The organism is Peribacillus sp. GL_122, assembly GCF_057835005.1.
Window position 1 is genome coordinate 1,010,202 of record NZ_CM174415.1, and the last position, 23,975, is coordinate 1,034,176.

A 23,975-nucleotide genomic window follows, 5' to 3' on the forward strand; every position below is an offset into this window, starting at 1 on the left:
GCGTTAGCTGAAGATCGGAGCTGTCTTAAGGCAGCTTTTTCTTATGCAACTATCGGGGCAGGATAGTTCCATAAGGAATACTGTTAAGTGACATTAAAGTCGTTTAAAAACGTCAGTCTTGTTATTCCATTAAAGGGTCGGATTGTGGAGGATTGGAAAATTTTGATTCTACAAATAATTGGGGGATTGGAAGAAGGAAAGTTATGTATAATTAGTGATGTAAGTTTCTACTTTTTATGTAATAATTATTTTGTAGAAATGTAAAGTTATAATACATACATAGTGAAGGTGGGGATCATAATGGCAACGGGAACGCATACTGTAGTAGTTCCAGTAGATGTACAAGCAGTTTGGGATTATGTCAGTGATCTCGAAAAATGGGCAACGACAGTACCAGCCTATAAAGAACATGAAATCATAAATGACAGGCAATCTATTTGGACATTTGAAGGTAGTGTGAAAGGTATTAAAAAAACAATACAAGCGCAGGTAGATATTACCGAATGGAATGAACCTTCAAATATTAAGTTTGAACTAAAAGGTTTATCAGATAATTTTACAGGAAGCGGTCACTTTACTGCAGAAGATGTTAATGGTAAAACAATAATGACTTGTACGGTGGAAATCCATGCAGGCGGATTATCTGGTGCGGTGTTAACACCAATTATTAAATGGGCTGTTCCAAAAGTAGCATCTCGTTTAACGGAATCTATCGCACGTAAAATTGCAGTATTCTCATAGTTTTCAAAGATTGAAAGCCAATTCATTTTGGAGATACCTTCTCTGAAGTATAGATGGTAACATTCTGAAGTGACCAATATAATGATATCGAGCTCTACTAGAAATTTTATAATTAGCGGAAAGGGGGCTGTCCAAAAAGGATTGCCTCTTTTTTTCAATATTCCAGAATCGCTTTTCTTAATGAACTAAGGGGTGCGTTAGCTGAAGATTGGAGCTGTCTTTAAGGCAGCTTTTCCTTATGGAACTAACGGGGCAGGATAGTTCCATAAGGAATACTGTTAAGTGACATTAAAGTTGTTTAAAAACGTCAGTCATGTTATTCCATTAAAGGGACAGATTGCCGAGGAAACAGTTGAAACATATATATGGAAAATTATTTGAAAGGATATACTAAGATGAGTTCGATGATATTTAACCCTTATTTGGGGACATTTTGGCTACCATCGGAGGTTCATTAACAAAGCGTAGTTAGAGGAGATTAAAATGGAGAAGCAGGCTGTTTTATTTCATTCATTAGAGGGTGAAAAAATCATCAAAGCACTAAGGATAGAGGATGTTCAAGAGATACATCATTATGCGTCAGATCAAGAGGTTTCACGATTTATTGGCTGGAATTTGATGAGTACTTTGGAGGAAACTCGTCAGTTCATTGAAATAATGTTAAAACGTGAGTCGGCAGGAACTCATTTATATTCCTCCATTGTTGAAAAATTAACTCAAGCAATTATAGGAACAGCCATAATTTTCAATTTTGACCAGACAGATAAAAAGAAGAGGTTTGTTGACGATAATTTCAATAAAATATATTCCCTTCTTATTCAGTTAAAGGGTGCGATTCTTTAATAAGAATCGCTTTTCTTATACAACTACCATGAAAATAAGTTTCTTTAAAAATGGAAAAATGACAATACTTAAGAAGACTCTGCTCAATCGTTTAATAAAAGAGGAGAGCGTTAATTAATTAGTCTATGGATTGGGGTTGACCGGATTAAGGTCAGTATCAGTATTGACACTTCCTAACCATTTTCATTCTTTGCGATTCATGGATGGCTAACGGGTGGGTTAGTTGCAAATTAGAGCTATCATTAAGGCAGCTCTTTTATTATGGAACTAACGGGACAGATTAGTTGTACAAGGAATAAGACTTTATAATATTGAATTCTATTGTAGATGATGAAAGGGGAATTAAATGTACTATAAGGTCATAATAAACATGCCAATATCTAATCATGAAGTACCAGAATTAAGGGAACTGATTGGTTGGGGAAGACGAGACAAAGACTTCCCAACCTTATTCAAACGATGTAACTTTTGGGCTGGAGTAAGAAACGAAAATAATAAACTTATAGCATTTGGTTATGTTGCTGGTATGGGATTAGAACATGGTTATATGGAAGACATAATTGTTCATCCTGATTATCAAAAAATGGGAATTGGTGTGGGGTTAGTAAGAGAATTATTAAGCGAATCTGAACGGTATGGTTTAGCAATTGTTACCTTAACGTATGATTCCAAACATAAAAACTTTTATGAAACCTGTGGCTTTACTCCCTGTTCAGGTGGGTTATGGAAAAAACAGTAATGAACTAACAGGTGCTTTACTTCATTATCAGGAGCTGATCAGTAGCTCCTTTTATTATGGGAATTATTAATGAATGAGATTTGAGCACAAAAAGACCTCTTGATATGATGAAAGTGTCCCAAGCTCGTAAGCGAAAAGGACAAAAACATCATAAACATGAGGCCAATCATGAATTATAACCAAAACAAGTAAATCGGTCAAATTTTAAAAAAACGGTACAATTAATGGGTCGTCCCGCCTACTGTATGAATATCCGATTCATATTTAGCAGCTGTGACAGCAGCTATTTTTATGCCCTTAACAATTGTCTCAAGGCTTAAGCTAGGCGCTTCTTTATTAATAGTTTGCTCCGGAATGAAAGGAATATGGATAAATCCACCCCGGATGCTTGATGAGGTTCGGGTGATATAGTCCATTAATCCATAGAAGATATGGTTGCATACAAATGTTCCGGCGGTATGGGATACCGATGCAGGAATGTTGCTTTCCTTCATGTTTTCGACAATTCTTTTGATGGGGATCGTAGACCAATAGGCTACTGGCCCATTGTCTGTAATAGGCTCATCAATAGGCTGGTTTCCCTGATTGTCTGGGATTCTAGCATCATCCATATTGATTGCCACCCTTTCAGGTGTGATGTGAAGCCGACCCCCGGCTTGTCCTACACAGATAACGATGTCAGGATTATGCTGCTGGATAAGCTGCTCCATTACTGCAACTGATTTCCCGAATACAGTTGGGATTTGTTCAGCAACTAGAGTCACATCCTCAATAACTTCTCCATGTAACTGTTTTACTGCTTCCCAGGAAGGGTTTACTCTTTCTCCGCCAAAGGGCTCAAACCCGGTTAATAACACTTTTTGCTTCATGAAGATCCCTCCTATACTCCTAATGAAACAAGTAAGTACATAAGTACGATATTGAAAGCTAATACTGCCAAAGCTGTTGGAACTTGAACTTTTATGACATGGTTTTTATCTTTCAAGTCCAGCAAGGCTGCCGGCACAATATTAAAGTTGGCAGCCATTGGCGTCATTAATGTTCCACAATAACCCGCAAACATAGATATGGCAGCTATATGATTTGGATTAGCGTCAAATTGGTTAATCAGAAAAGGAATGGCGATACCTGCAGCCATAACCGGGAAGGCAGCAAAGGCGTTCCCCATGATCATAGTGAATATAGCCATGCCGAGACAGAAAATGACCACAACCCAAAATAGCGAACCTTCGGGAATGATTGCTGTTACAGCTTTGGAAACGACTGTACCAACCCCTGCATTTGTGTAAATGGTTCCCAATGTTGCAAGTAGCTGTGGCAGCAATACAGCCCAACCAATAGATTCTAGCAGGCGACGTGATTCTTTCACAGCTCCTGTAGGTGTTCCGCGTGTCATCACCATCGCAAAAATAATGGCAGTCAAACACGCCAGACCTAAAGCAACCATCGTTACATTAGATGGATCCAGCAAAGCCTTTCCGCCAATTTTAACACCGTCTAGCAGCTTAGAACCAGCTAAGGTTAAAATAGGAATCAAGATGGCGGGTAGGAAAAGACGGCCGCCAAGCCGTTTTCTGCGCTCTTCCTTTACAGTAATGCTTTCTTCAACATGTTCGCTTTTCTTTAACCCGCCACCTGCAATGATTAAAACCATAATAATAACCATAAGCCCAATGTAAAATGGCGGAATAATTTGGCCGAACATTAATGTAATTGAATAAATCAAGTAAAAGCTTCCCGTAGTCAACCGGCGGCTGTTCGTCCGATCAGTGAAAATATATAGGGAGCAGCCTAGAACAATGATGCCCATCAATACGTAAATCATTTCAACTGAGAATATCATAATAGATGCTCACTTTCTCTTTGGAGTGTTTATCATTATTGGCCACGACTGCCCAAACGTTTATCCAGCTTTTTATCAAACATACGGAGGCGAATGGCGTGTACAATAAAAGCAAAGATGGCAGTAGGAATTCCCCATAACGCCATTGATATTGGGTCAGCAGGTATATTGTTCTGTTCAAAAAATCCATTCATCAATAGAATTGCACCAACCGCCACGAAAATATCTTCTCCGAAAAACAAGCCGATATTATCGGTAGCGGCAGCGTGTGCACGGATTTCCTGTTGCTCTTTCTCCGGTAGCTTACCATATTTTGTTAGAGCAGCCCCTTCTGCCATTGGGGCAATCAGCGGACGTACAGTCTGCGGATGACCACCAAGGCTGTTTAAACCAAGAGCAGCTCCGACTTCCCTGATCAATAAATACATGGTCAATACCCGGCCAACTGTGATGGCTTTAATTTTTGATACAACCTTTGAAGCTTGCTGCTGGAGACCATTTTTTTCAAGCAGCCCAATAACGGGAAGCGTGACTATGAGAATAGACATGTACCTGTTAGTTGTAAATGCTTCGCCAAATTGCGTAATAATACTAGTAATGGGAATACCTGCAATCATCCCCGTAACGAGTGCTGAAATCGTTACCACAACTGCCGAATTGAATCTAAGTACGAAGCCAATCATGATTAAAAGAACACCAATTAGAACCATACATATCCCCTTTCTTATTATTAAAACTATTCTGCAAAAATATAAACTACATGTTATTGTACATTAAAGTAAGAATTTTTGAAATAAATTTTTTATTAATCCAAGTGACTAATTATGTGAAAATCAAAGTCTTTTATAATGAAAGAATAGAAAAAATGCATCAAAAATACTTATTTACAACAGTAGAAAAACTAAAAATGGGACACGCCTATTTCTGTGGAAGAAGCATTAAAGAGATTCAAGAATAATATCACCAGAAATAGGATTGTTATATAGTCTATTTAACTAACGGGTGCGAAGATCTAAGCTGACTTTAAGTTCGCTTTTTCTTTATTCATCTATCGAGCGCAGTTTAGTTGAAGAAGGATTATTGATTCTAGCTGCCGAATAGTTTAAATTAACCGATCCAGCTCCAGATGCGGTGCAAGGGGTCATCTTAGCCACAAAATGACTAAGGTAAAAAAATAGTTTAAATGAAAGAAGTGAAGGTTTTGATTAAATATAAATGCCTCCATCATGTAAGTCTTACTGTGACAGATTTGGAAAGAGCAAAAGAATTCTATGGTAAAACTTTATGTTTAAAAGAAATACAGCGTCCTGATTTTGATTTTCCAGGTGCCTGGTATGAAATAGAGGGACATCAACTTCACTTGATAGTCGATCCCTCTTCACAGACAATTCGTAAGGATAAAAGCTTATCCAGCAGAGAAGGTCACTTTGCCCTTAGAGTCGAGAACCACTATGATACTCTTAATTGGTTAAAACAGAATAAAGTTGAAATACTTGAAAAACCATACGGAAAAAGTGGATTTGCACAAATTTTTTGTGCCGACCCAGATGGTAATTTGATTGAACTAAATGTTAATCAAAAAGATCTATAAGTAGGCAAAGATAAAGGCTGCCATTACTGGCTATTTTCTTATTGAAGTAACGGGTCAGATTAGTTGAAGAAGGGCAAAGATATGATGTCTAATATACAGTACCTATGTTCAGGGTTAAGAGTAAGATACGAACAAGGTGTTAATTCAAGAGTAAGACAAGCCTGTATATATTTTGCTATTTGGTTACGAATAAATAAGAAATTTCCAATAAGGTGTGTTGTGTACATTAAGAAAGATTATCAGATTAAAACTTTAGATACTAAAGAGATGGTAAGTGCGACGTTTTTTGCTCCTTACGATAAGGATGTGGAGCCATACATTAGAGTTGCAACAGGGGATTATGAAGAATTAGTATCTGAACGAGGAGAAGAGGATGCTGTCTTTGCTATTTTAAATAGTATGGCTCACGAAATTATTCATTATCACAATGGATTGAGGATAGAGATTTTGATGAAGATGAGGCGGAAAACACAAGTACAATATTGGTAGATAATTATTATGATTGGACGGAGTGAAATTTCAAATTTCATTATTCAACAAATGGGTGCTTTACTTCATTAATGGAGGTTGCTGCGGCAACCTTTTTCTTACGGAACTTATGGGGCAGTTTAGTTGAATAAGAATCCTTTTATTTCACTCGAATAAAAGGAATTATATAGTAATATAAAAATGAAAGGAAATTGGTTTTTAAAAGGGGAAATCCTTTTGGAAAATTCATTCATTGGTGGTGAGATTCTCATTGGAAAATATCCAAAAGATGTATGAGCATTTAAATTGGGCTAATCAACGTATTCTTGAAACATTGCAAAGTATTGAAGATAAAAATCAAGAGGTGAGCCGTTTGTTTTCCCATATCCTACTTGCAGAAAAAGTATGGATGACTAGATTACGAGGATTGGACAGTTCACGACTGCCCATCTGGTCAGAGGTCGATATAGAAGTCTGTGCAGAGCTTGTTATGCAAAATAAAGAGAGTTTAACAACGTTTCTTACTAATTTATCAAATACTGACCTGGATAAATTAATATCCTACACAAATAGTAAAGGAAAAGAGTTTAAGAATTCTGTACGGGATATTTTAACTCATGTAGCATTGCATGGTCAGTATCATCGAGGACAGATTAACTCACGACTTCGAGCAGATGGTTTTGAACCAGTTAATATTGACTTTATTACATTTGTGAGATAGATGTATTCGGGGTAGCCTTGTTCAATACTAGTTTATGATTTGCGACTATGTTCCACTAACAGGTGCGTTAGCTGAAAATCGGAGCTGTCTTTAAGGCAGCTTCTTCTTTATGCAACTAACGGGGCAGGTTAGCTCAATAAAAAAAGGACTTAAACTTTGAAAGGCGAAGTGAATCAATAAGAAAATACATTCATAAGGAGAGATATATTGAAAAAAATTAGAGAAGCAACAGACAAGGATATGAAAGTAGTTTATATGATGGGCTATGATGTTTGGGGAGACAGAATGCTTTCTCAAGAATATGTAACGATGTGTCAGGGTTCCAGTAAGTACAAAAAGGGGAAATGGTATGTTCTGGAGGAAACTGATACAAAAGAGTTATTAAGTTCCCTAATAGTATATGAACTAAATCTTTCAGAAGACTTACTTGTTAGAGGGATTGGGTCAATTGCTACTCCTTTACATTTAAGACAAAAAGGGTATGCTTCTATATTAATTGAAGAAGTGATAAACAAATTAGAGCAAAATATAGATTGTAATAATTTTTTCTTATATAGCGATATTGGGTCAGACTTTTATAGAAGATTTAATTTTATTGAAATACCTTCTTCTAAGCAAAAATATAAGGATAGTATTTGTATGTATTATTCAAAAGAAAATGATATTGACTCCATATCTTTTGATATTCCCGACTACTTTTAAAAGATATTCTTATGGAACTAACGGGGCAGGTTTGTTGAAGAAGGATTATGGAAACTGAACATAGAATATATCGATACCTATATTTAATTGTATTGATGTTAAACTTTATCTTGGAGGTGTTAAATTGAATACTGCCAACTCTTATAATATTTTGGCTATATCGGGAAGTTTAAGGGAAAAATCATTGAATTCAGCATTATTGCGTTCTGTTATTTCAATGATTCCATCACAGGGAACCGTCGTTAATTACAGTGAAATGGCTCAACTCCCTCATTTTAATCCGGATTTAGATTTAGATGAAATTGATACTGCTGTTGCAGATTGGCGTAAATTCCTAAAGGAAGCGAATGGTGTACTAATATGCACACCAGAGTACGCTAAAGGGGTTCCGGGGTCCTTGAAGAACGCACTTGATTGGGTGGTGTCATCTGGGGAATTCGTAAACAAACCTGTAGCAGTTATTAGTGCCTCCCCACACCCCGATGGAGGTGCAATAGCTAATGCTTCTCTTCTGGGTACACTCTCGATGATGAGTGCATCAGTGGTAGAAGGAGGAATATTGACGGTCCCTTTTATCAACAAAAAATTAGGTAAGAACGAAGAAATAATTGATGCAGAATTGAGGTTTAACATTGAGAATCTGTTGAATGCCTTGTTTCAAGAAATCAATAACAATGGTTAGTCAGAATTGCATCGCGATGAAAGTATCCTTTCTTAATTAGTGGGGTGCAAGAGATTAACAACCGGCTGTCATTGTCGCAGCTTTTTTTTATTCCGGGTAAAGATTGTGAAGAAATGTACTTAAACAAACAGGTTATTTCGTTAGGCAGCCCGTTGGGCATGAGCTCGGTATTGTACCGGGCGGGCTCATGCCTTTTAATTTTGCCTTGATTCGTTTGTGATTATAGTATTCTATATATTTTGCTAGTTCCTGTTTCTAAGGCTCGTTTCGTGAGAAAAGCCCGGCTCTTCAGCACGCATTGCGAAAACTGAAGAGCCGGACTTAACATAAGTTGAAATTATTTCACTTCTACCCATCCGTTTTTAATAGCTAGAACAACAGCTTGTGTACGGTCGTTTACAATCATTTTTTGAAGAATGTTAGTCACATGGTTTTTTACTGTTTTTTCACTGATGTATAAAGTTTCGCCGATGGCACGGTTGCTTTTTCCGTATGCTAAAATTTGAAGAACTTCACACTCGCGTCGAGTCAATAGGTGAAGCGGTCTTCTGATCTCTACAGCATGCACTGAATCACGATCAGTAGCTAAACGGCGATATTCTTTGACTAGATTATGTGTCACCTTCGGATGAAGGTATGAGCCACCTTCTGCGACTACACGAACAGCATCAATTAACGCATCTGCGTCCATTTCTTTCAACAGATAACCTTGTGCTCCTGTTTTCAATGCATGCTGTACATAGTTTTCATCATCATGAATCGATAAAATGATGACTTTCGTTTCAGGGTAACGGTTTACAAGCATTTTAGTTGCTTCGACACCGTTCATATTCTGCATGTTGATATCCAGGATAACGACATCTGGTTTGTGTGTTTTAACAAGATCCATAGCCTCGCTTCCGTCATCGCCTTCGGCAACAACATCAAAGGATGATTCAAAATCTAATATACGCTTAACGCCTTCACGGAAAAGCTGATGGTCATCGATAATGATGATACTAGTCTTCAACGGCTTCTTCCTCCTAATTTATTTAAATGCCTATTCTCTAAAATTTATAAATGATAGGGAATTTTCTTTTCAGCAGCTTTTACAAAGAATAGCATATTTTTTCGTTTTGGGGATAATCCTTTTTCTTAGCTTGATGGCGATGTGGCGGTACCCCTATAGTAACTAAACTGTAAACGGATTGTTATACAAATAGCATTGTTGGAGGAGAATTCATTGTATATAATTAATCCTCGTTAAGGAGTGTTGAAAAATGATAAGCGTCACAGTAGATAAGTTAAAATTTAAGAAACAATTATCGAGGATTGAACAAATCACACTGAAAGATTTTCTGTATACCTGGGTAGGTAGTTCAAGCAAGGGATTTGATGATTTTTTTCACCTTGAGTACACAGTAGATGTATTTGCCAAAATGGAAAAAACGACGAATGACACCGATTTGTTGATTTCTGATGATGATTATTTCAGATACATAACATTGACGGAAGATAATCAAATTGTGATAGGTGTTTTAGATATGAATTCAGAATTAAAACATAGAATAATTGTTCACTAGATAAGATTAAATAATTCTTGTTTTCTTTAACCCATACAACAAGAGGCAGCGTGGTACACTGTCTTTTTTTATTTGTTCACTATATGTCATTGTTTGTTATACCTTGGATAATGATATTAAACGAGAAAAAATATTAAAAGGGCCAGATGTAAAGAAGGAATACGTTCTACAAGATGCATTAGATGAGATAGTACGAAGTGATTACTTTATTGCGAAAACCGACCAAGGAGAGTATAGGATAAATTCTTCCTTAATTCGTTATATACAGGTTTTGCATGAAATGCATTGTTTTAAATACCATACTGACCATCAATGACTAGTGAGTAAATAAAAGGTTATTTCTTTGCATAGTTTTCTTAAATTTTGTTGAATAACTTGAATATGGGAGAGAAGATTAATGTCAGAAACGTATCGTTCTCGTCAGGAACGAAAACAAGTGGAAAAAACAAAACAAGATCAAAAAAAAGATAAAAATCCCCCTAAAAGAAGGTCTTTCTTGAATAAAGTTTTACTTTGGTTTTTACTGTTAGGTGTTGTTTCAATTGGAATAGGGGCAGTTACGGTTGCAGCAATGATTAAGGATGCACCTAAAATAGATGCTTCAAAACTAGTCGATCCGCTTTCTACCAAATTATACGATAAAAACGGGAATTTCCTTTACGAATATGGTAAAGAAAAGCGGACAAAAATTGAGTATTCTCAAGTTCCAAAAATGTTGGAACATGCTTTCATTGCCACGGAGGATGCACATTTTTATGAACACAATGGCATTGATATAAAAGGAACTGCGAGAGCAATCTTCAAGAACCTAAAAGGGGATTTCGGATCTCAAGGCGGAAGTACCATTACACAGCAGGTCATTAAAAACTCCTTTTTGTCACCTCAGAAAACAATAAAGCGGAAGGTACAGGAATGGAGCTTGGCCTATCAGCTTGAGCAAAAGTATTCCAAACATCAAATCTTAATGATGTATTTAAATAAGATATACCTTGGAGACGGGACATATGGTGTAGCAGCTGCCGCCAAAAATTACTACGGAATCGATGCCGATCATCTAAATAAATTAACGCTTCCGGAGGCCGCTATGTTGGCGGGGCTCCCACAGAGTCCAAGTAATTACGATCCCACTGAACCCGAACATGTGAAAGCTGCAACAAATCGTCGTAATATTGTTTTAGAAGCTATGTATAAACAAGGGTATATTACGAAAAAGCAATTGGAGGATGCAAAGAAGGTTTCAGTTACAGCAGGACTTGTTCCAAAAACGAAACAGCAAGGAATGCCGTACGAGGCGTTTTTGGACGCTGTTGTAAAAGAAGTTGAAAGAAAGCTGAAAAATGTAGATATCAGTTCGGATGGATTATCTATTTATACGACGCTAGATCCAAAAGCTCAGACCTTTGCGGACAAAATAATGAACACCGATACGATTATTTCTTATCCAAATGACAATTTTCAAGGAGCCTTCGTATTTTCAGATACAAAAACAGGAGAAGTTCGAGCTATTGGAAGCGGTCGAAACCAATATAAAGCTTCCTTCCGAGGCAACAACTTTGCGGTTGATATTAAACGTCAACCAGGATCTACTTTCAAGCCAGTCTTTGATTATGGTCCGGCTATTGAAAATTCAAAATGGTCTACAGCACACCAAATTAATGATCATAAGATAACCTACTCAAATGGTCAGTCTATTTCTAACTGGGATCATCAATATCACGGAATGATGTCGATTAGAACAGCACTTCAATGGTCATACAATATTCCAGCACTTCTTACCCTTCAAGATGTAGGGATGGATAAAGCACAAAATTTTGCAGAAAATCTGGGTATTACTTTTAATAATAATAAGGTGTACGAATCATATGCGATTGGAAGTAATACGGTTAATCCATTAGAGTTGGCAGGGGCATATAGTGCTTTTGGAAATAATGGTGAATACAATACACCACATTTTGTTCGTAAAGTTGTCTATCCTGATGGCAGAGTTGTTAATTTAACTCCAAAGCCAAAACGTGCTATGCATGATTACACAGCTTATTTGGTGACGGATATGTTACGGACAGTCGTAAAATCTGGTACAGGAAAAACAGCAAATGTCCTTGGACTAGATGTGGCTGGAAAAACTGGCACAACCAATTTTGACAGTAAAACCAGAGCACAATATGGATATCCAACCGGTGCGGTAAATGATAGTTGGTTCGCTGGTTATACACCGCAATACACTATGGCGGTTTGGACTGGATATACTAAAAATGGTCCAGGTAATTATATGGATGGAAATTCAACTAAAATCTCGCACCAAATGTTTAAGGCCATGCTGGAAGCGTTTGGAACAGACCAAAGTAGCTTCCAGCAGCCTAGTGATGTATACCGGGTGAATAATGAACTGTTCATTAAAGGTGCAAATCCTGAAGAAGCTCCACCAGTTACAAAAAATAATAAAGAAAAATCATTGGATATTGGTGGAAATAAAGAGGGTAAAAAACATAAACAAGAGGAAGAGAAGCCTAAACAACAAGAGGAAAAGAAACACAAACAAAAGGAAGAGAAGCATAAACAACAAGAGGAAAAGAAACACAAACAAAAGGAAGAGAAGCATAAACAACAAGAGGAAAAGAAACACAAACAACAAGAGGAAAAGCAACACAAACAATAAAGAGTTTTTAGGATGGGATCGCATTGGTTCCATCCTTTTTTATGATACACATAAGAGAATGTGAGGGTTTCTACTTAAACTAGAGGGTGCGTTAGCTAAAGATCAGAGCTGTTTTTAAGGCAGCTTTTTCTTTGCAACTAAAGGGGCTGGTTATTCTAAGAGGAGTATCCTTGATACATATAGAATTGTACATAAATCAAAGCTAAAGGAGGAATTAAAAATGGATAAGGAAAAACAATTAATTATTCCTTTGGAGGGCTTAATAAAATTAAAAGATAATTCAACTAGATTATTTCTTAAATATAAATTTGTAATTTACCCCATAGTTTTTATTGGTTTGCCTTATTACTTTATAGAAAACAATGATTTATATTCTTTTGTTATTGCTTTTAAAATTATCACAACCTATATTTTGCCTTGGGGTATTTTCTATTGTTTGATTCAAATAATGAGAAAAATAAAATAAACAATGTGCTTAAGTCAAGTTACTAAAGACTAAAGGCAGCTTTTTCTTCTTTGACTAACAGGTGCTATTGTTTAATGAAAAATCTACTAATCTAGTATAATAGTTCTTCTTTTGTCTATACTGTCTATTAATATGGTATAGATTGGAGAGAAACAGGTATGATCTTAACTGATGTATGGGGTTTATATAAGGCAGATAAGCAAATCCAAGGTTATTCTCCACAAACATTAAAGGCCTATTACGTCCAATTTAACTTGTTGGTGAGTAGTTTTGGAAATATATCCATTCAAGAACTTTCAACTAATTCTCTTAAAGTTTATCTGGGAAAAGCAGCTGAAAAGCTTAAGCCATCCAGTCTGGGTCACAGAATTCGATTTATTAAATCTTTATTTAGATGGGCTCAGGATGAAAATTTAATTAATGGAAATCCTGCTTCCAAAATCAAGGAACCAAAATTAGAATTAAGGGTACCAAAATACTTGTCTGAAGAGGAAATTGAACATTTGCGGGAAGCTTGTCATACAACATTCGAAAATGCTTTATTTGAGTTTATGTATTCAACAGGATGCAGAATTGGTGAAGCAATAACTCTAGATAGGGCCTCAATCAATTTCTCTAATCAATCAGCAATCGTTTTAGGTAAAGGGCGTAAAGAACGAGAAGTATATTTCAATACTCGTTGTGAAATATGGTTGAAGCGATATTTAAGTGAGCGAAAAGATCATGAGGAAGCACTATTTGTGACAACACGCGCACCCCATCGAATGAGTATTTCTCAAGCGAGGAACATTATAAAACTGGTAGCAAAGAGAACGGACATTAAAAAGAGCATTCATCCCCACCAGCTTAGACATAGTTACGCCACAAATTTATTGAATAATGGAGCGCCTCTAGAAGTGATTCAAAATTTAATGGGTCATGAAAAAAGTGAAACCACAAAAATTTATGCATATCTAAGTGGTGCAATGCGGAGAGACTTGTATAGAAAGTATTTTTAAGGGACCAAGGGTCCTTTTTATTTTGTTATTAATAAACTATCGGGGCAGGTTACTTGAAGAAGAGCTATGTTAAAAGTTTAACTAATTTTACTAATTTATGGTAACGTTAAATTAATGAATTTTATTAGGGGAGCTAAAATTATGATTATTATTTCAATTTTTTACGGCTTTGTTGGTTTAGTTATTCTATTTTTTATTGTTCAATATGCCATTAGTATTGGGATTGACAATTCTAAAGAAGTTAAGGCTTTTCGGTCCGAACTTAAAGAAATAAAAAAACAACTCAAAGATTTAGGTGGAAAATAAACACATAAGCAATTTTTCTTATTCAAGAAATGGGTGCGTTAGCTGAAGATTTTTTGGTGAATATAAGAGATTTTGCTGAGTTTACATTGGACTATTTTTCATCAATTACTTTAACCGATATTGAGGAATCTGTTTTAAATGGAAAACCAACCATAAATAATGAAATGGTAAAGGAATGGTTGGAATGGTTAGAAGAAAACAGAGATTCTTTTTCTGATGATACTTTTCATATGGTACTAAAACAATTTGTTGATGATTTAGGTGCTATGCCAATTTGGTTTGGGGATAAAAAATTTCAAGAGGATGTGTTAGAGGGATTCAAAAGATATTTTGAGGAAAATTCATATTTTCTCGATTTTTTTACAAATGCTTATTTGGCGGGTTTAGAAGAAGATGGGCTTCGATAACTTAATAATGATTTTTAACGTTACAACAAATATATGCTTATTCAGCTAACGGGTGCATAACTTCAATAAGAAGAAATGCTTTTTTACTACACCAGCTAATAGAGGTTATTTTTTTATTGCATTAAAGGGTGCGAATATTGATTATTGGTAGTAATTGGTAATTCTGAAACGGTTGATACTGTTAAAAACCAACATAAATGAAAATGTTCAAATGAAGATACACTATCTGATGATAAAAACAGTTATTTTAAAATAACTCTAAATCACATATGAATTATATGATTTATGAAGATAAGTTTCTATAAACTCAGCCAATCCATCATTTTCGTGGTGTCCTGTAACAAAATCAGCTACTGCTTTAACCTCTTCGCTAGCGTTCCCCATTGCCACGCCAGTACCGACATGACGAAGCATCTCTATATCATTGGGTCCGTCTCCAATGGCTACGACTTCGCTTGGACTAATTCGAAATGCGTGAAGTAAGTTTTTTATAGCAGACCACTTGGAAACATTAGGAGCAACCATTTCAAACCCGTCATTCCAATTGATGACCTCTGCTTCCTTTTTAAACAAAGCGGATAATTCAGGTCTTGGTGCACCTGTTCGAACACTATATTTAAGAACATCTTGATAATTTGCCTGTCTTAAATCTCCAATATAACGTGGCGGAATTTGCCCAACTTTTGTCCAATAATCGATTTCTTCATTTGTTTCCTTACAATAAAGCCCATTTGCTGTATGGATAATAACATTACAAGAATTTTCAGCTGTCAGCTGGTGGAATCGTTCTTCGTTCAGTCGGACGGTTTTCATTTGCATAGCTCTTCCTGTCTCTGCATCGTGAATAGCGGCACCATTCAAACAGATCATTGGAGTTTGTAATCCAATTTCTTTATGGTAGGGAGCGGTTACTTCATAGTGTCGACCAGTAGCTAGAAAAACCTTGACTCCCTGATTAATGAGCCTATAAATGGCTTCCATATTTCGGCGGGAAATGTTGTTTGAGGCTTTTAGTAGTGTACCATCCATATCAATAAATATTGCACGCACATTCATTTATACTGCCTCCTCATCGTTGGTAAACCAATCATATCATCTGACTATTAAAGTCTTGTAAACTCAGTGTACAGATTTAATAAAGTTTATTGGGAAGTAAGGGACGGTTCTATGCAAGGTAAAAATATTATTCCATTAACGGGTGCTATTGTTGAATAAAACTTAGATTTTTATACGACTTTATTGTTATATTTTTTAGTGTAGTGAAGTATCTTACATTAAAAATTAAACAACTATATTTTTAACCCCGTCCTAAATTTAGAACGGGGTTATGCTTGTTTAAGCTTTTAAAATTAAATAACTTTATTATCTCTACTCATTTGCATACATTACCAATACCTTAAGCGGCACCATCTCCACTTACCGAATCGATCCCAATGGATCACTTTCGGTGGTAAGGCATATTACCAGTACACCGCCAGGTACAGCTCCAGGACTGCCGATGGATGTTGGAGTGAGTAAAGATGGACGGCATTTTTACACCCTTAACGGAAACCAGGGTACAGTCTCCGTATTTACTATTCAAGGTGATGGAAGTCTAGTTAGATTGCAGGTTGCTGCTTGGACTAACTTTCCTTACCTTGGATCGCAAGGATTAGCTATTCTTTGATTTTATTAAGTTCACTATATTTGGTGGAATAAAAAATAAAGGGATTTTTAAAAACAAGGCTGCCGGCATAATGGCGGCTTTTGTTATGAGACAACATAATTTTCAGCATGATTGTGAAGCATTGTACTTAAAGTAACAGGTGCTTTACTTCATTACCAGGAGCTGATCAGCAGCTCCTTTTCTTATGCAACTATAGGGGCAGGTTAGTTGAGGATTGGTTATAGCTAGACAATTGAATGATACGTTTCCTTGAACTTAAAAACCTCTCTAAATTCCTCTTAATTAAGGAATTTCACGAGAGGTTTGTTTTATATGTTGCTCTTCGAAAAATACTTCTGAGTATCTTCACGTATTTGTTTAGGTAAGACACGATCAAGCTCTTCATTTAACCATGACAGTGATTTACTACGTAAGTCATCACGCATTTTTTCTTCCGCAGAGAGCATAACTAAATTGATGGTGCAAGAGGAGGGAGCTGAACAGCAATTTTCTCTATATAAATAACCATTATCTTTAATATTTTTACATTGAAATATAGGCTTAGGACCTTCAACTGCTTCAATTACATCCCAAAAGGAAATATCTTCTGGAGACTTAGATAACTTATATCCTCCCTTTACACCTGGGACAGAACATACAATACCAGCCTTAGATAATTTACCGAAAACTTTTGAAAGAAATGTCTCAGAAAGTCCTTGGAATTCTGCCAAGTCCTTTATCCCAACACTTTCCTTAGAAGGAACATCAATTAAATAAACCAGACAATGTAAAGCATATTCAACTCCGACACTATACTGCATATAAACTCACCTGCTTTTGATTTTAAGGGTTATCAAATTGTATCTAGTATTTAGTATGTTAGTCAAATAAAAGAAATCTCTTTTGGGTAAATAATATTCATTTGACAAAAATAATTATAGTACATATTATAGATAATGTTAATCGTCGATTAACTTAGTCTTTAATTAAAACCTCAAATTTATTTTAAAGGAGAAATCAAATGAACAAAACACTTATCATTAACGCACATCCAAAAATAGATGATACTTCTTCAGTTAGCTTGCAGGTTTTTAACCACTTTTTGAACGCTTATAAAGAATTAATTCCTGATAGAGAATTAATTGAACAGGTTAACTTGTACAGTGATGTAGTGCCTATGATAGATAAAACGGTTTTAAGTGCATGGGAAAAACAACGAAATGAACAGGAGTTAACTAGCCAAGAACAAAAAGTAACGGAGCGTATGTCCGAGATCTTACAACAATTTAAAAGTGCAGATACGTATGTCATCGTTTTACCTTTGCACAATTTTAATATTCCATCAAAGTTAAAAGATTACATGGACAATATAATGATTGCACGTGAAACTTTTAAATATACAGAAAATGGGTCAGTGGGCTTACTTAAAGATGGACGAAGAATGCTTGTCATACAAGCAAGTGGTTCAATCTATACAAATGATGATTGGTATACAGAAGTTGATTACTCAAATAAATACCTGAAATCAATGTTCAATTTCCTTGGTATTGAAGATTATCAAATCATTCGGGCACAAGGAACTGCTTTACTAGAACCAAATGAAGTATTACAAAAAGCAAATAAAGAAGCTGAAGAAGCTGCTTCAAGATTAGCATCTAAATTAATCATTTAAGACAACTTATATAAATAAGGTATAAAATTCCTATAAAGTTTTTCATTAACAAAATCTATATATGATAAAGGATGATTAATTTGATGAAACCTAGAATCGGTATGGTAGGACTGGGTGGTATCGCTCAGAAAGCATATTTGCCTATTCTTTCAAAAGAAACAGATTGGACATTTGCGGGTGCATTTTCACCCAGTAGAGAGAAGAGAAAGACAATCTGCAATCAGTATCGTATACAAGATTTTGATAGCTTACCAGCATTGGCTCAAGAGTGTGATGCCATGTTTGTACACAGCTCTACTGAATCACATTATGAAGTGGTTTCGGAACTGCTTAACAAAGGGATAGATGTATATGTCGATAAACCATTGGCAGCATCTATTTCAGAAGCAGAAAAATTAGTCGAATTAAGTGAAAAATTGGGAAGAAAGCTTATGGTTGGATTTAATCGTCGTTTTGCTCCAATGTATGTGAAAGCAAAGGAAAAAGCGAATAATATAGCTTGGGTACGTGTTGAAAAGCACAGAACGGACAGTGTGGGTCCTTATTCTTATGAGTTCACAATGTTAGATGATTATCTTCACTTAGTCGATACAGTACGTTGGTTGGGTGATGGAGATCTTAGTGTGCTGTACGGAACTGTTCATACGAACGATGAAAATCAACTTTTATATGCGCAGCATACGTATGAATCCTCTCAAAATATGTCCTTCACCACAGCTATGCATAGAAAAGCAGGAACGAATTTAGAACAAATAGAATTGATAACAGACGGAGCAATTATCCGTGTAAAAAACATGAATACAACAGAAATCGAAGAAGAAAATGCAATATCTAAAATAGTTTCTTCTTCATGGGAAACAACTTTAAAACAAAGAGGCTTTGAAGATGCTGTACAGCATTTCATTTATTGTATTCAAAATGATGAGCAACCCCTTGTTGATGGATTAGAAGGGTTAAAGTCTCAACTACTTGTTGATCAATTACTAAAGCAAAAATAATTTAATTCATAAGTAAATGGTGTATAAAGCTGGCTTTTAAAGTCAGCTTTGTATTTTGATTAACTCCCTATAATCTCACTTATGTTATATAGGCAGAAAAGAAATATGTTTGTTCCACAAACGGGCGCGATTCTTTAATAAGAATCGCTTTTCTTATAGAACTAACGGGCGCGTTAGCTGAAGATCAGAGCTGTCTTTAAGGTAGCTCTTTCTTTATGCAACTAACGGGGCAGGTTAGTTTATGAAGCATAGTTTGTACTGAAATATGTGGTAAAATTGTTTTACATAATAATCCATAAATTGTTTATTCATTAGAGAAAGGTTGATAAATAAATGTACCAATTTTTCACTTTAATCGCTGAAAACTTCATGCCTATTTTTTGTATTATATTTTGTTTAAATCTAGTCAGTATTATTAAAAAAGCAGTAGCACATGAAAGTACTGCAAAGAACACAGTTTGGCTAACTGTATCTTTTATTCTTATAGCTTGGAGTATTTCTCTTTTTGCACCATTATACTGACCAGAATTTATAGCTTTAGTAAATAAATATGTATAAATATGAATTTGCTGTTGAGTAACTTCGGCTTTTTTAATAGTTTGTGCCAACTCTACAATAAGTATTATTAATACTAACGGGTGCTTTACTTCAATAACGAAGGTTGCTGCGACAGCCTTTTCTTATGGAACTATCGGGGCAGGATAGTTGAAGAGTACTGTTTGATCTTTATTCAACAATTGGGCCATTTTGTTTGAAATTTAGGAGTGAAGAAATGAATAATTTTTTTACAGCATTAACTTATGTAAATAAAATGATTTATGAGTCGAATCACTTAACTGTAAAGTCAGTTCAAGAAGAGAAGCAAAATTCTAAGTATGGTGCTGGTACATTTCAATTATCTTCTAAAACAGTTCGATTCAGAGTTGCGAATATAACCCCTACCAAAGTAGGGCAGTTTGTTGCATTTTGGGAAAAAGACGAAAATAATAAAAATCAACCCTACTTATATGAGGAAGCCCCTGATTTATTAGTTATAACTACCTTTAAAAATGAAAATGAGTTTGGTCAATTTATTTTCCCAAAAGAAATTCTATTAGAAAGGAACATTCTTAGGTCTACTTCAACAAAGGGCAAAATGGCAATAAGAGTTTATCCTAGCTGGGATAGTCCGAGTAGTAATCAAGCAATGAAAACTCAAAAATGGCAGTTACCCTATTTTGTTGACATGTGTAATCCGAATAAATTACCCTTAGAAAAAATATTAGAACTCTATTCTTTTTAATCCTCTGCAATCGGGCGCGATTCTTGAAGAATTTTCGCTTTTCTTAATGAACTAACGGGTGCGTTAGTTCTATAAGGATCACTAAAAATAATCAAACTATTTTATAAAAACCGTATACTAAATCACTAGAAAAGAATCCATATTGATTATTTTTACAACATGGTTTCTTTTTATTTAGCTAATATGATGGGGTTCATGAGGACCTTTTGATCATTCCTACAGTTGATTCTTTTACGTGCAAATTATCACCTAAAGTAACAAGCTTTTTAATTGTTTACTATGAGTGTACTCAAAATTTACAAGATATTTTAAATTTATGTTATGAAATCAATCACTGAATGATTCTAGTAAATGAGCCTAAAAAAGCCCCTCTATATATGAGAAGGGTATTTATCCGATATCCAAAGTGGTCACATATGATTGGTGCCCATTTTTAAAATTAGCTATTCGTTGAACGGTGACAAGTTAGCTCACTTCTAGTAAGTCTATTCATCATTCGCTTCGTTCGCGATTTGCTTTAAGTATCCTTTTGGAATGGACTGCGTCAAACGGAAATGCTTTGTATACGACTGATCCTTTGTCGTAGTGATTTCAATAAGCAGCTCATCGTGTGAGCTAAGTTTATACGGCTCATGAATGAAGACATCGACAGATTTTCCTTTTTTAAGAGCTAAGGGGAACACAGCTTCTTCAAAGGAAATCGTCGCTACGCTGTCATAGTGGCCAATCGAATCAATCGTTATATCTTCGGGTGCTGTATATGTATAGAGAAGTGCTTCATCTTGCTTTGTTACCTCAACACCCTCATCTTTCAATAAAAGCACGAGAATTGTCTCAATTGGTGAATAGGCTTCAAACGAAATGTCAACGGGTACTGCACGTCCATCTAGAGATAGAAAATACTCGAGTTGATCGTCGGTCAGTTCAACAATATCTTCTCTCAGCTCATAGCCATTTTGCTTTGCTAGTACTTGTGTATAATCCGTTTCCCCATCCCCGTTCGAACGAGGCGGATAAAAACCTTTTGTTTCGTGTGCAATTTCCATTACATACGTACTATCATCTTGCTCAACTATATAGGAGACTGCTAGAGTTTTAGCAGCTTCGTCAAATTGAACCGACATGACAACTGGCTCTTTTAAATGCGTTTTAGGCCAAGCGAAATACGTTCCTATCGCTATAATAATCACCACTAAAATTATGATCCATTTCTTCACCTATTTGCCTCCTTGCTCACTTCGTTTTAAAATTTTCTGCCTAGTGTTAAAGATTCATCCAAACTTATAGGCAAATATTATTACTTCTATTCTATCGTAAATATCAAGAGCCGAGACTAATTAATTAGTCTCGGCTTAGTTTCAAACAAACGTACTAAAGCTTTTGAATGTATCTAACGTGCAAAATAGCACTTAAAATATACGCAAATTACCGCATAAAGTGACAGACAAGTGCTTTCAGATACAGTAGGCATATCAGAGCTAGCAAGCACATCTGACATAGCAACACATGATATGTCTCACTTTTTTTCCTATTTCGTTATCTGTTTCAAACAAATGATGTGTTCATTTTAAATATCAAATAGATATTTTTGTTGTTATTTCCTAAAAACACCCTACTATAATAGTAGGAGGTAGCATTTGCCATGAAAAGAATACTAGTGTTTCTAGCTACATTTATGTGTTTGTTATGGATTCTTGCACCATTTGTAAAAGGTCAATTTCAAGAAGAACCAAAAGTCTCGGAAACAAAGGCAGAAAATAAAAAGAAACTTAAACCCGAAAACGCTTCATCTCACGCTCATACACCTGTTCCGGAACAAAAAGTAACTGCAGCAACCATAGGCGCTGTGGGAGATATTTTAATTCACGATAGGGTGTATAAACCCGCCCGCAAGTCAAACGGCTCGTATGACTTTAATCCGATGTTCCGATTTGTGAAGCCCTATCTGGGAAAAACGGATATTACGGTGGCTAATCAGGAAACGATGATTGGCGGGAAAGAAATAGGGCTTTCCTCATATCCTTCCTTTAATTCACCGGTTGAGGTGGGAGATGCTCTAAAGGAAAACGGGGTTGATCTCGTGACAATCGCCAATAACCATACACTTGACCGAGGAGAAAAGGCCATTTTGAATGCGCTTAACCACTGGAACAGTATTGGGATGCCATATACAGGAGCTTATCAATCGTCTGAAGACCAGAAGATCATTCGGATATTGAAAAGAAACGATATTACCTTTTCGTTTCTCAGCTATACGTATGGAACGAACGGGATTCCTGTTCCTGAGGGGAAGCCGCATCTTGTGAATTTAATTGATACCACGAGAATTCAGGCGGAAGTTAAAGAGGCAGAGAAAGTTTCAGATGTCGTTGTGGTCAGCCTGCATTTCGGCAAAGAGTATGAACGGTTGCCTAATGATGAACAAGAGCAGCTTGCTCAAACGACAGCTAATGCAGGTGCTGATATTATTATTGGCCACCACCCACACGTTTTGCAGCCTGTTTCATGGCTTACAAAACCAAACGGCGAACGGGCATTTGTTGCTTATTCGCTTGGGAATTTCTTATCCGGCCAGCAGGGAGATTACAAAGACATCGGCGGTATTATGCAAATTGGAGTAAAGAAAATCCAAACCGGGGATGATGTGAAAATCGAACTGCAAAATCCAAAATTCCTGCCAACTTGGGTCAACCGGCCATATGAGATCATTCCAATGAAAGCCTTGAGTGATCAGTCTGATAAATATAACGAAATCCAAAAACATATGAATCAATTCATGCCTGAACTGTCATTTGATTTTTAATGAAGGTACAGTCTTTGGACTTGGAAAAAACTAATTGTTTTACATAATGAAAAAGCCACCGGCTATGTAGCCGGTGGACCGAATATTCCTCCTAATAAGGTAAACACTATTCACCATGTTCCAGCTAAACGGCTTGAACCAACAGACGAACACGACTCATTGACAAAGAACCTATTCCGCAAAACTGTCATATGAGGTTATTTCTCTTCCTGTCTGGCTTTATAAAAGTTACTTTTATGCTAGTAAACATTTATTTATGATGATTAGTAAAAAATGCAACAATAGGGAGTATAGTATACACCAATAATTGAAAGCGTTTTCAATAATGTTTGAACGTTGTGTGAAAATATCAATATTTTTCTGTTGGATATTTTAAACTCACATAATGGTCTTAAGCCGGGAGGATTTGTTTCAGTTAAACAATTCGCAAAATATTAAAGGTTATATTGTAAAGTGACAAATTACCGATATGTTCTTCAACTAAATGTGAAATTTAGTTGAAGATTGATTGTATTTATTTTCATGAGAGAGAAATATATAACTAAGAACGAGAAGGAGGGAACAAATGGAAGTAAATATAAGTGTTGAAGAAGTCGTGAATTTCATTTGTTTGCAGCATTTGCGGAATTTGAACGTAATTTAATTGAGATACGTTCGGCTGCCGGACGAGCTGCAGCTAGAGCACGTGGTCGTCTTGGTGGACGTCCTGAAAAATTTGGACCGAAAGATATTGAAATGATGAAGTCCCTAATTGAATGGTACACCGTTTAAAGACGTCGCAGAAAAATGGGACGTATCTCGAACAACGATTTATCGGTATTTAGAAAAGCAGTAATAATGAAGAAACCCA

General features: G+C 35.9%; 25 protein-coding genes and 3 pseudogenes. 20 read left to right on the top strand and 8 right to left on the bottom strand.

Annotated elements, in window-relative coordinates:
* Positions 1-300 precede the first annotated feature (300 nt).
* The 3 genes from AC3ISB_RS04835 (at position 301) to AC3ISB_RS04845 (ending at position 2,323) form a co-directional block, all read left to right on the top strand.
* Positions 301-741, top strand: coding sequence for an SRPBCC family protein (locus AC3ISB_RS04835; protein WP_339201428.1), 441 nt, complete (start codon positions 301-303; stop codon positions 739-741).
* Positions 742-1,224: 483 nt separating this feature from the next.
* Entirely contained in the window at positions 1,225-1,584 is a 360-nt protein-coding gene (locus AC3ISB_RS04840) for a GNAT family N-acetyltransferase (protein ID WP_480340001.1), read from the top strand.
* Positions 1,585-1,930: 346 nt separating this feature from the next.
* On the top strand, positions 1,931-2,323 hold the full coding sequence (locus AC3ISB_RS04845) for a GNAT family N-acetyltransferase (RefSeq protein WP_141995234.1): 393 nt from the start codon (positions 1,931-1,933) through the stop codon (positions 2,321-2,323).
* Positions 2,324-2,544: 221 nt separating this feature from the next.
* Here the strand turns inward: AC3ISB_RS04845 and pcp are convergent, their stop codons facing one another.
* From pcp to AC3ISB_RS04860, 3 genes are read right to left on the bottom strand one after another with little or no spacing between them, the layout of a single operon-like run.
* Positions 2,545-3,192, bottom strand: a complete 648-nt coding sequence (gene pcp, locus AC3ISB_RS04850) for a pyroglutamyl-peptidase I (RefSeq protein ID WP_144553977.1) — start codon at positions 3,190-3,192, stop codon at positions 2,545-2,547.
* A gap of 11 nt (positions 3,193-3,203) precedes the next feature.
* The gene (locus tag AC3ISB_RS04855; protein ID WP_141995143.1) at positions 3,204-4,166 is read right to left on the bottom strand and encodes a DUF979 domain-containing protein; all 963 of its coding nucleotides are present in this window, start codon (positions 4,164-4,166) and stop codon (positions 3,204-3,206) included.
* Positions 4,167-4,201: 35 nt separating this feature from the next.
* Positions 4,202-4,876: a DUF969 domain-containing protein gene (locus AC3ISB_RS04860; protein ID WP_098178254.1), complete on the bottom strand. Its 675-nt coding sequence runs from the start codon at positions 4,874-4,876 to the stop codon at positions 4,202-4,204.
* Positions 4,877-5,367: 491 nt separating this feature from the next.
* Between AC3ISB_RS04860 and AC3ISB_RS04865 the strand changes: the two genes are divergently transcribed.
* The 5 genes from AC3ISB_RS04865 to AC3ISB_RS04885 all read left to right on the top strand — a co-directional run bounded on the left by AC3ISB_RS04865 (position 5,368) and on the right by AC3ISB_RS04885 (position 8,330).
* Positions 5,368-5,757, top strand: coding sequence for a VOC family protein (locus AC3ISB_RS04865; protein ID WP_098373236.1), 390 nt, complete (start codon positions 5,368-5,370; stop codon positions 5,755-5,757).
* Positions 5,758-5,838: 81 nt separating this feature from the next.
* Positions 5,839-6,246, top strand: coding sequence for a hypothetical protein (locus tag AC3ISB_RS04870; protein ID WP_286177211.1), 408 nt, complete (start codon positions 5,839-5,841; stop codon positions 6,244-6,246).
* Positions 6,247-6,496: 250 nt separating this feature from the next.
* Positions 6,497-6,946, top strand: a complete 450-nt coding sequence (locus AC3ISB_RS04875) for a DinB family protein (RefSeq protein ID WP_141995144.1) — start codon at positions 6,497-6,499, stop codon at positions 6,944-6,946.
* A 207-nt stretch (positions 6,947-7,153) separates the two neighbouring features.
* Entirely contained in the window at positions 7,154-7,648 is a 495-nt protein-coding gene (locus tag AC3ISB_RS04880) for a GNAT family N-acetyltransferase (protein ID WP_379173307.1), read from the top strand.
* A gap of 124 nt (positions 7,649-7,772) precedes the next feature.
* Positions 7,773-8,330 carry an NADPH-dependent FMN reductase gene (locus AC3ISB_RS04885; protein WP_430161123.1) on the top strand — a complete coding sequence of 186 codons (558 nt, stop codon included), beginning with the start codon at positions 7,773-7,775 and terminating at the stop codon, positions 8,328-8,330.
* Between the two features lie 140 nt (positions 8,331-8,470).
* Here AC3ISB_RS04885 and AC3ISB_RS04890 read toward each other — a convergent pair.
* A pseudogene (locus AC3ISB_RS04890) lies at positions 8,471-8,585 on the bottom strand (IS3 family transposase); the annotation flags it as partial.
* A gap of 82 nt (positions 8,586-8,667) precedes the next feature.
* A complete protein-coding gene (locus AC3ISB_RS04895) occupies positions 8,668-9,339 on the bottom strand; it encodes a response regulator (RefSeq protein ID WP_141994332.1) in 672 nt (223 codons plus the stop codon).
* 250 nt (positions 9,340-9,589) lie between these two features.
* Here AC3ISB_RS04895 and AC3ISB_RS04900 point away from each other — a divergent pair, with 250 nt between their 5' ends.
* The 6 genes from AC3ISB_RS04900 (at position 9,590) to AC3ISB_RS04925 (ending at position 14,725) form a co-directional block, all read left to right on the top strand.
* A complete protein-coding gene (locus tag AC3ISB_RS04900; RefSeq protein WP_489275698.1) occupies positions 9,590-9,892 on the top strand; it encodes a hypothetical protein in 303 nt (100 codons plus the stop codon).
* Between the two features lie 436 nt (positions 9,893-10,328).
* Positions 10,329-12,548 (top strand): transglycosylase domain-containing protein, encoded by a 2,220-nt coding sequence (locus AC3ISB_RS04905; RefSeq protein ID WP_489275700.1) that lies wholly within the window; start codon positions 10,329-10,331, stop codon positions 12,546-12,548.
* Between the two features lie 220 nt (positions 12,549-12,768).
* Positions 12,769-13,014 (top strand): hypothetical protein, encoded by a 246-nt coding sequence (locus AC3ISB_RS04910; protein WP_489275702.1) that lies wholly within the window; start codon positions 12,769-12,771, stop codon positions 13,012-13,014.
* Between the two features lie 158 nt (positions 13,015-13,172).
* Entirely contained in the window at positions 13,173-14,012 is an 840-nt protein-coding gene (locus AC3ISB_RS04915) for a tyrosine-type recombinase/integrase (protein WP_489275704.1), read from the top strand.
* 141 nt (positions 14,013-14,153) lie between these two features.
* The gene (locus AC3ISB_RS04920) at positions 14,154-14,318 is read left to right on the top strand and encodes a hypothetical protein (RefSeq protein WP_181762298.1); all 165 of its coding nucleotides are present in this window, start codon (positions 14,154-14,156) and stop codon (positions 14,316-14,318) included.
* A gap of 56 nt (positions 14,319-14,374) precedes the next feature.
* On the top strand, positions 14,375-14,725 hold the full coding sequence (locus AC3ISB_RS04925; protein WP_489275706.1) for a hypothetical protein: 351 nt from the start codon (positions 14,375-14,377) through the stop codon (positions 14,723-14,725).
* A gap of 258 nt (positions 14,726-14,983) precedes the next feature.
* Here the strand turns inward: AC3ISB_RS04925 and AC3ISB_RS04930 are convergent, their stop codons facing one another.
* Positions 14,984-15,781 carry an HAD family hydrolase gene (locus tag AC3ISB_RS04930; protein ID WP_141994337.1) on the bottom strand — a complete coding sequence of 266 codons (798 nt, stop codon included), beginning with the start codon at positions 15,779-15,781 and terminating at the stop codon, positions 14,984-14,986.
* Between the two features lie 319 nt (positions 15,782-16,100).
* Between AC3ISB_RS04930 and AC3ISB_RS04935 the strand changes: the two are divergent.
* Positions 16,101-16,391, top strand: a pseudogene (locus AC3ISB_RS04935) (beta-propeller fold lactonase family protein); the annotation flags it as partial.
* A gap of 308 nt (positions 16,392-16,699) precedes the next feature.
* Here AC3ISB_RS04935 and AC3ISB_RS04940 read toward each other — a convergent pair.
* On the bottom strand, positions 16,700-17,191 hold the full coding sequence (locus AC3ISB_RS04940) for an RrF2 family transcriptional regulator (RefSeq protein WP_489275708.1): 492 nt from the start codon (positions 17,189-17,191) through the stop codon (positions 16,700-16,702).
* Positions 17,192-17,391: 200 nt separating this feature from the next.
* On the opposite strand from AC3ISB_RS04940, the gene AC3ISB_RS04945 reads away from it, so the two are divergent.
* The 3 genes from AC3ISB_RS04945 (at position 17,392) to AC3ISB_RS04955 (ending at position 20,322) form a co-directional block, all read left to right on the top strand.
* Positions 17,392-18,042, top strand: coding sequence for an FMN-dependent NADH-azoreductase (locus AC3ISB_RS04945; protein WP_489275710.1), 651 nt, complete (start codon positions 17,392-17,394; stop codon positions 18,040-18,042).
* 80 nt (positions 18,043-18,122) lie between these two features.
* Complete coding sequence (locus AC3ISB_RS04950; protein ID WP_489275712.1) at positions 18,123-19,040, top strand: Gfo/Idh/MocA family protein; 918 nt, start codon at positions 18,123-18,125, stop codon at positions 19,038-19,040.
* Between the two features lie 772 nt (positions 19,041-19,812).
* Positions 19,813-20,322 carry a MepB family protein gene (locus tag AC3ISB_RS04955; protein WP_480339902.1) on the top strand — a complete coding sequence of 170 codons (510 nt, stop codon included), beginning with the start codon at positions 19,813-19,815 and terminating at the stop codon, positions 20,320-20,322.
* 485 nt (positions 20,323-20,807) lie between these two features.
* Here AC3ISB_RS04955 and AC3ISB_RS04960 read toward each other — a convergent pair whose 3' ends face one another.
* Positions 20,808-21,539, bottom strand: coding sequence for a hypothetical protein (locus AC3ISB_RS04960; protein ID WP_141995145.1), 732 nt, complete (start codon positions 21,537-21,539; stop codon positions 20,808-20,810).
* 425 nt (positions 21,540-21,964) lie between these two features.
* On the opposite strand from AC3ISB_RS04960, the gene AC3ISB_RS04965 reads away from it, so the two are divergent.
* Complete coding sequence (locus AC3ISB_RS04965; RefSeq protein WP_141995146.1) at positions 21,965-23,125, top strand: CapA family protein; 1,161 nt, start codon at positions 21,965-21,967, stop codon at positions 23,123-23,125.
* 600 nt (positions 23,126-23,725) lie between these two features.
* A pseudogene (locus AC3ISB_RS04970) lies at positions 23,726-23,960 on the top strand (helix-turn-helix domain-containing protein); the annotation flags it as partial.
* Between the last annotated feature and the right edge of the window lie 15 nt (positions 23,961-23,975).

Coding starts and splice junctions, on each gene's coding strand:
- AC3ISB_RS04835 (WP_339201428.1), top strand. CDS start 301: ATGGCAACGGGAACGCATACTGTAGTAGTTCCAGTAGATGTACAAGCA.
- AC3ISB_RS04840 (WP_480340001.1), top strand. CDS start 1,225: ATGGAGAAGCAGGCTGTTTTATTTCATTCATTAGAGGGTGAAAAAATC.
- AC3ISB_RS04845 (WP_141995234.1), top strand. CDS start 1,931: ATGTACTATAAGGTCATAATAAACATGCCAATATCTAATCATGAAGTA.
- pcp (WP_144553977.1), bottom strand. CDS start 3,192: ATGAAGCAAAAAGTGTTATTAACCGGGTTTGAGCCCTTTGGCGGAGAA.
- AC3ISB_RS04855 (WP_141995143.1), bottom strand. CDS start 4,166: ATGATATTCTCAGTTGAAATGATTTACGTATTGATGGGCATCATTGTT.
- AC3ISB_RS04860 (WP_098178254.1), bottom strand. CDS start 4,876: ATGGTTCTAATTGGTGTTCTTTTAATCATGATTGGCTTCGTACTTAGA.
- AC3ISB_RS04870 (WP_286177211.1), top strand. CDS start 5,839: ATGATGTCTAATATACAGTACCTATGTTCAGGGTTAAGAGTAAGATAC.
- AC3ISB_RS04900 (WP_489275698.1), top strand. CDS start 9,590: ATGATAAGCGTCACAGTAGATAAGTTAAAATTTAAGAAACAATTATCG.
- AC3ISB_RS04910 (WP_489275702.1), top strand. CDS start 12,769: ATGGATAAGGAAAAACAATTAATTATTCCTTTGGAGGGCTTAATAAAA.
- AC3ISB_RS04915 (WP_489275704.1), top strand. CDS start 13,173: ATGATCTTAACTGATGTATGGGGTTTATATAAGGCAGATAAGCAAATC.
- AC3ISB_RS04920 (WP_181762298.1), top strand. CDS start 14,154: ATGATTATTATTTCAATTTTTTACGGCTTTGTTGGTTTAGTTATTCTA.
- AC3ISB_RS04930 (WP_141994337.1), bottom strand. CDS start 15,781: ATGAATGTGCGTGCAATATTTATTGATATGGATGGTACACTACTAAAA.
- AC3ISB_RS04940 (WP_489275708.1), bottom strand. CDS start 17,191: ATGCAGTATAGTGTCGGAGTTGAATATGCTTTACATTGTCTGGTTTAT.
- AC3ISB_RS04945 (WP_489275710.1), top strand. CDS start 17,392: ATGAACAAAACACTTATCATTAACGCACATCCAAAAATAGATGATACT.
- AC3ISB_RS04955 (WP_480339902.1), top strand. CDS start 19,813: ATGAATAATTTTTTTACAGCATTAACTTATGTAAATAAAATGATTTAT.
- AC3ISB_RS04965 (WP_141995146.1), top strand. CDS start 21,965: ATGAAAAGAATACTAGTGTTTCTAGCTACATTTATGTGTTTGTTATGG.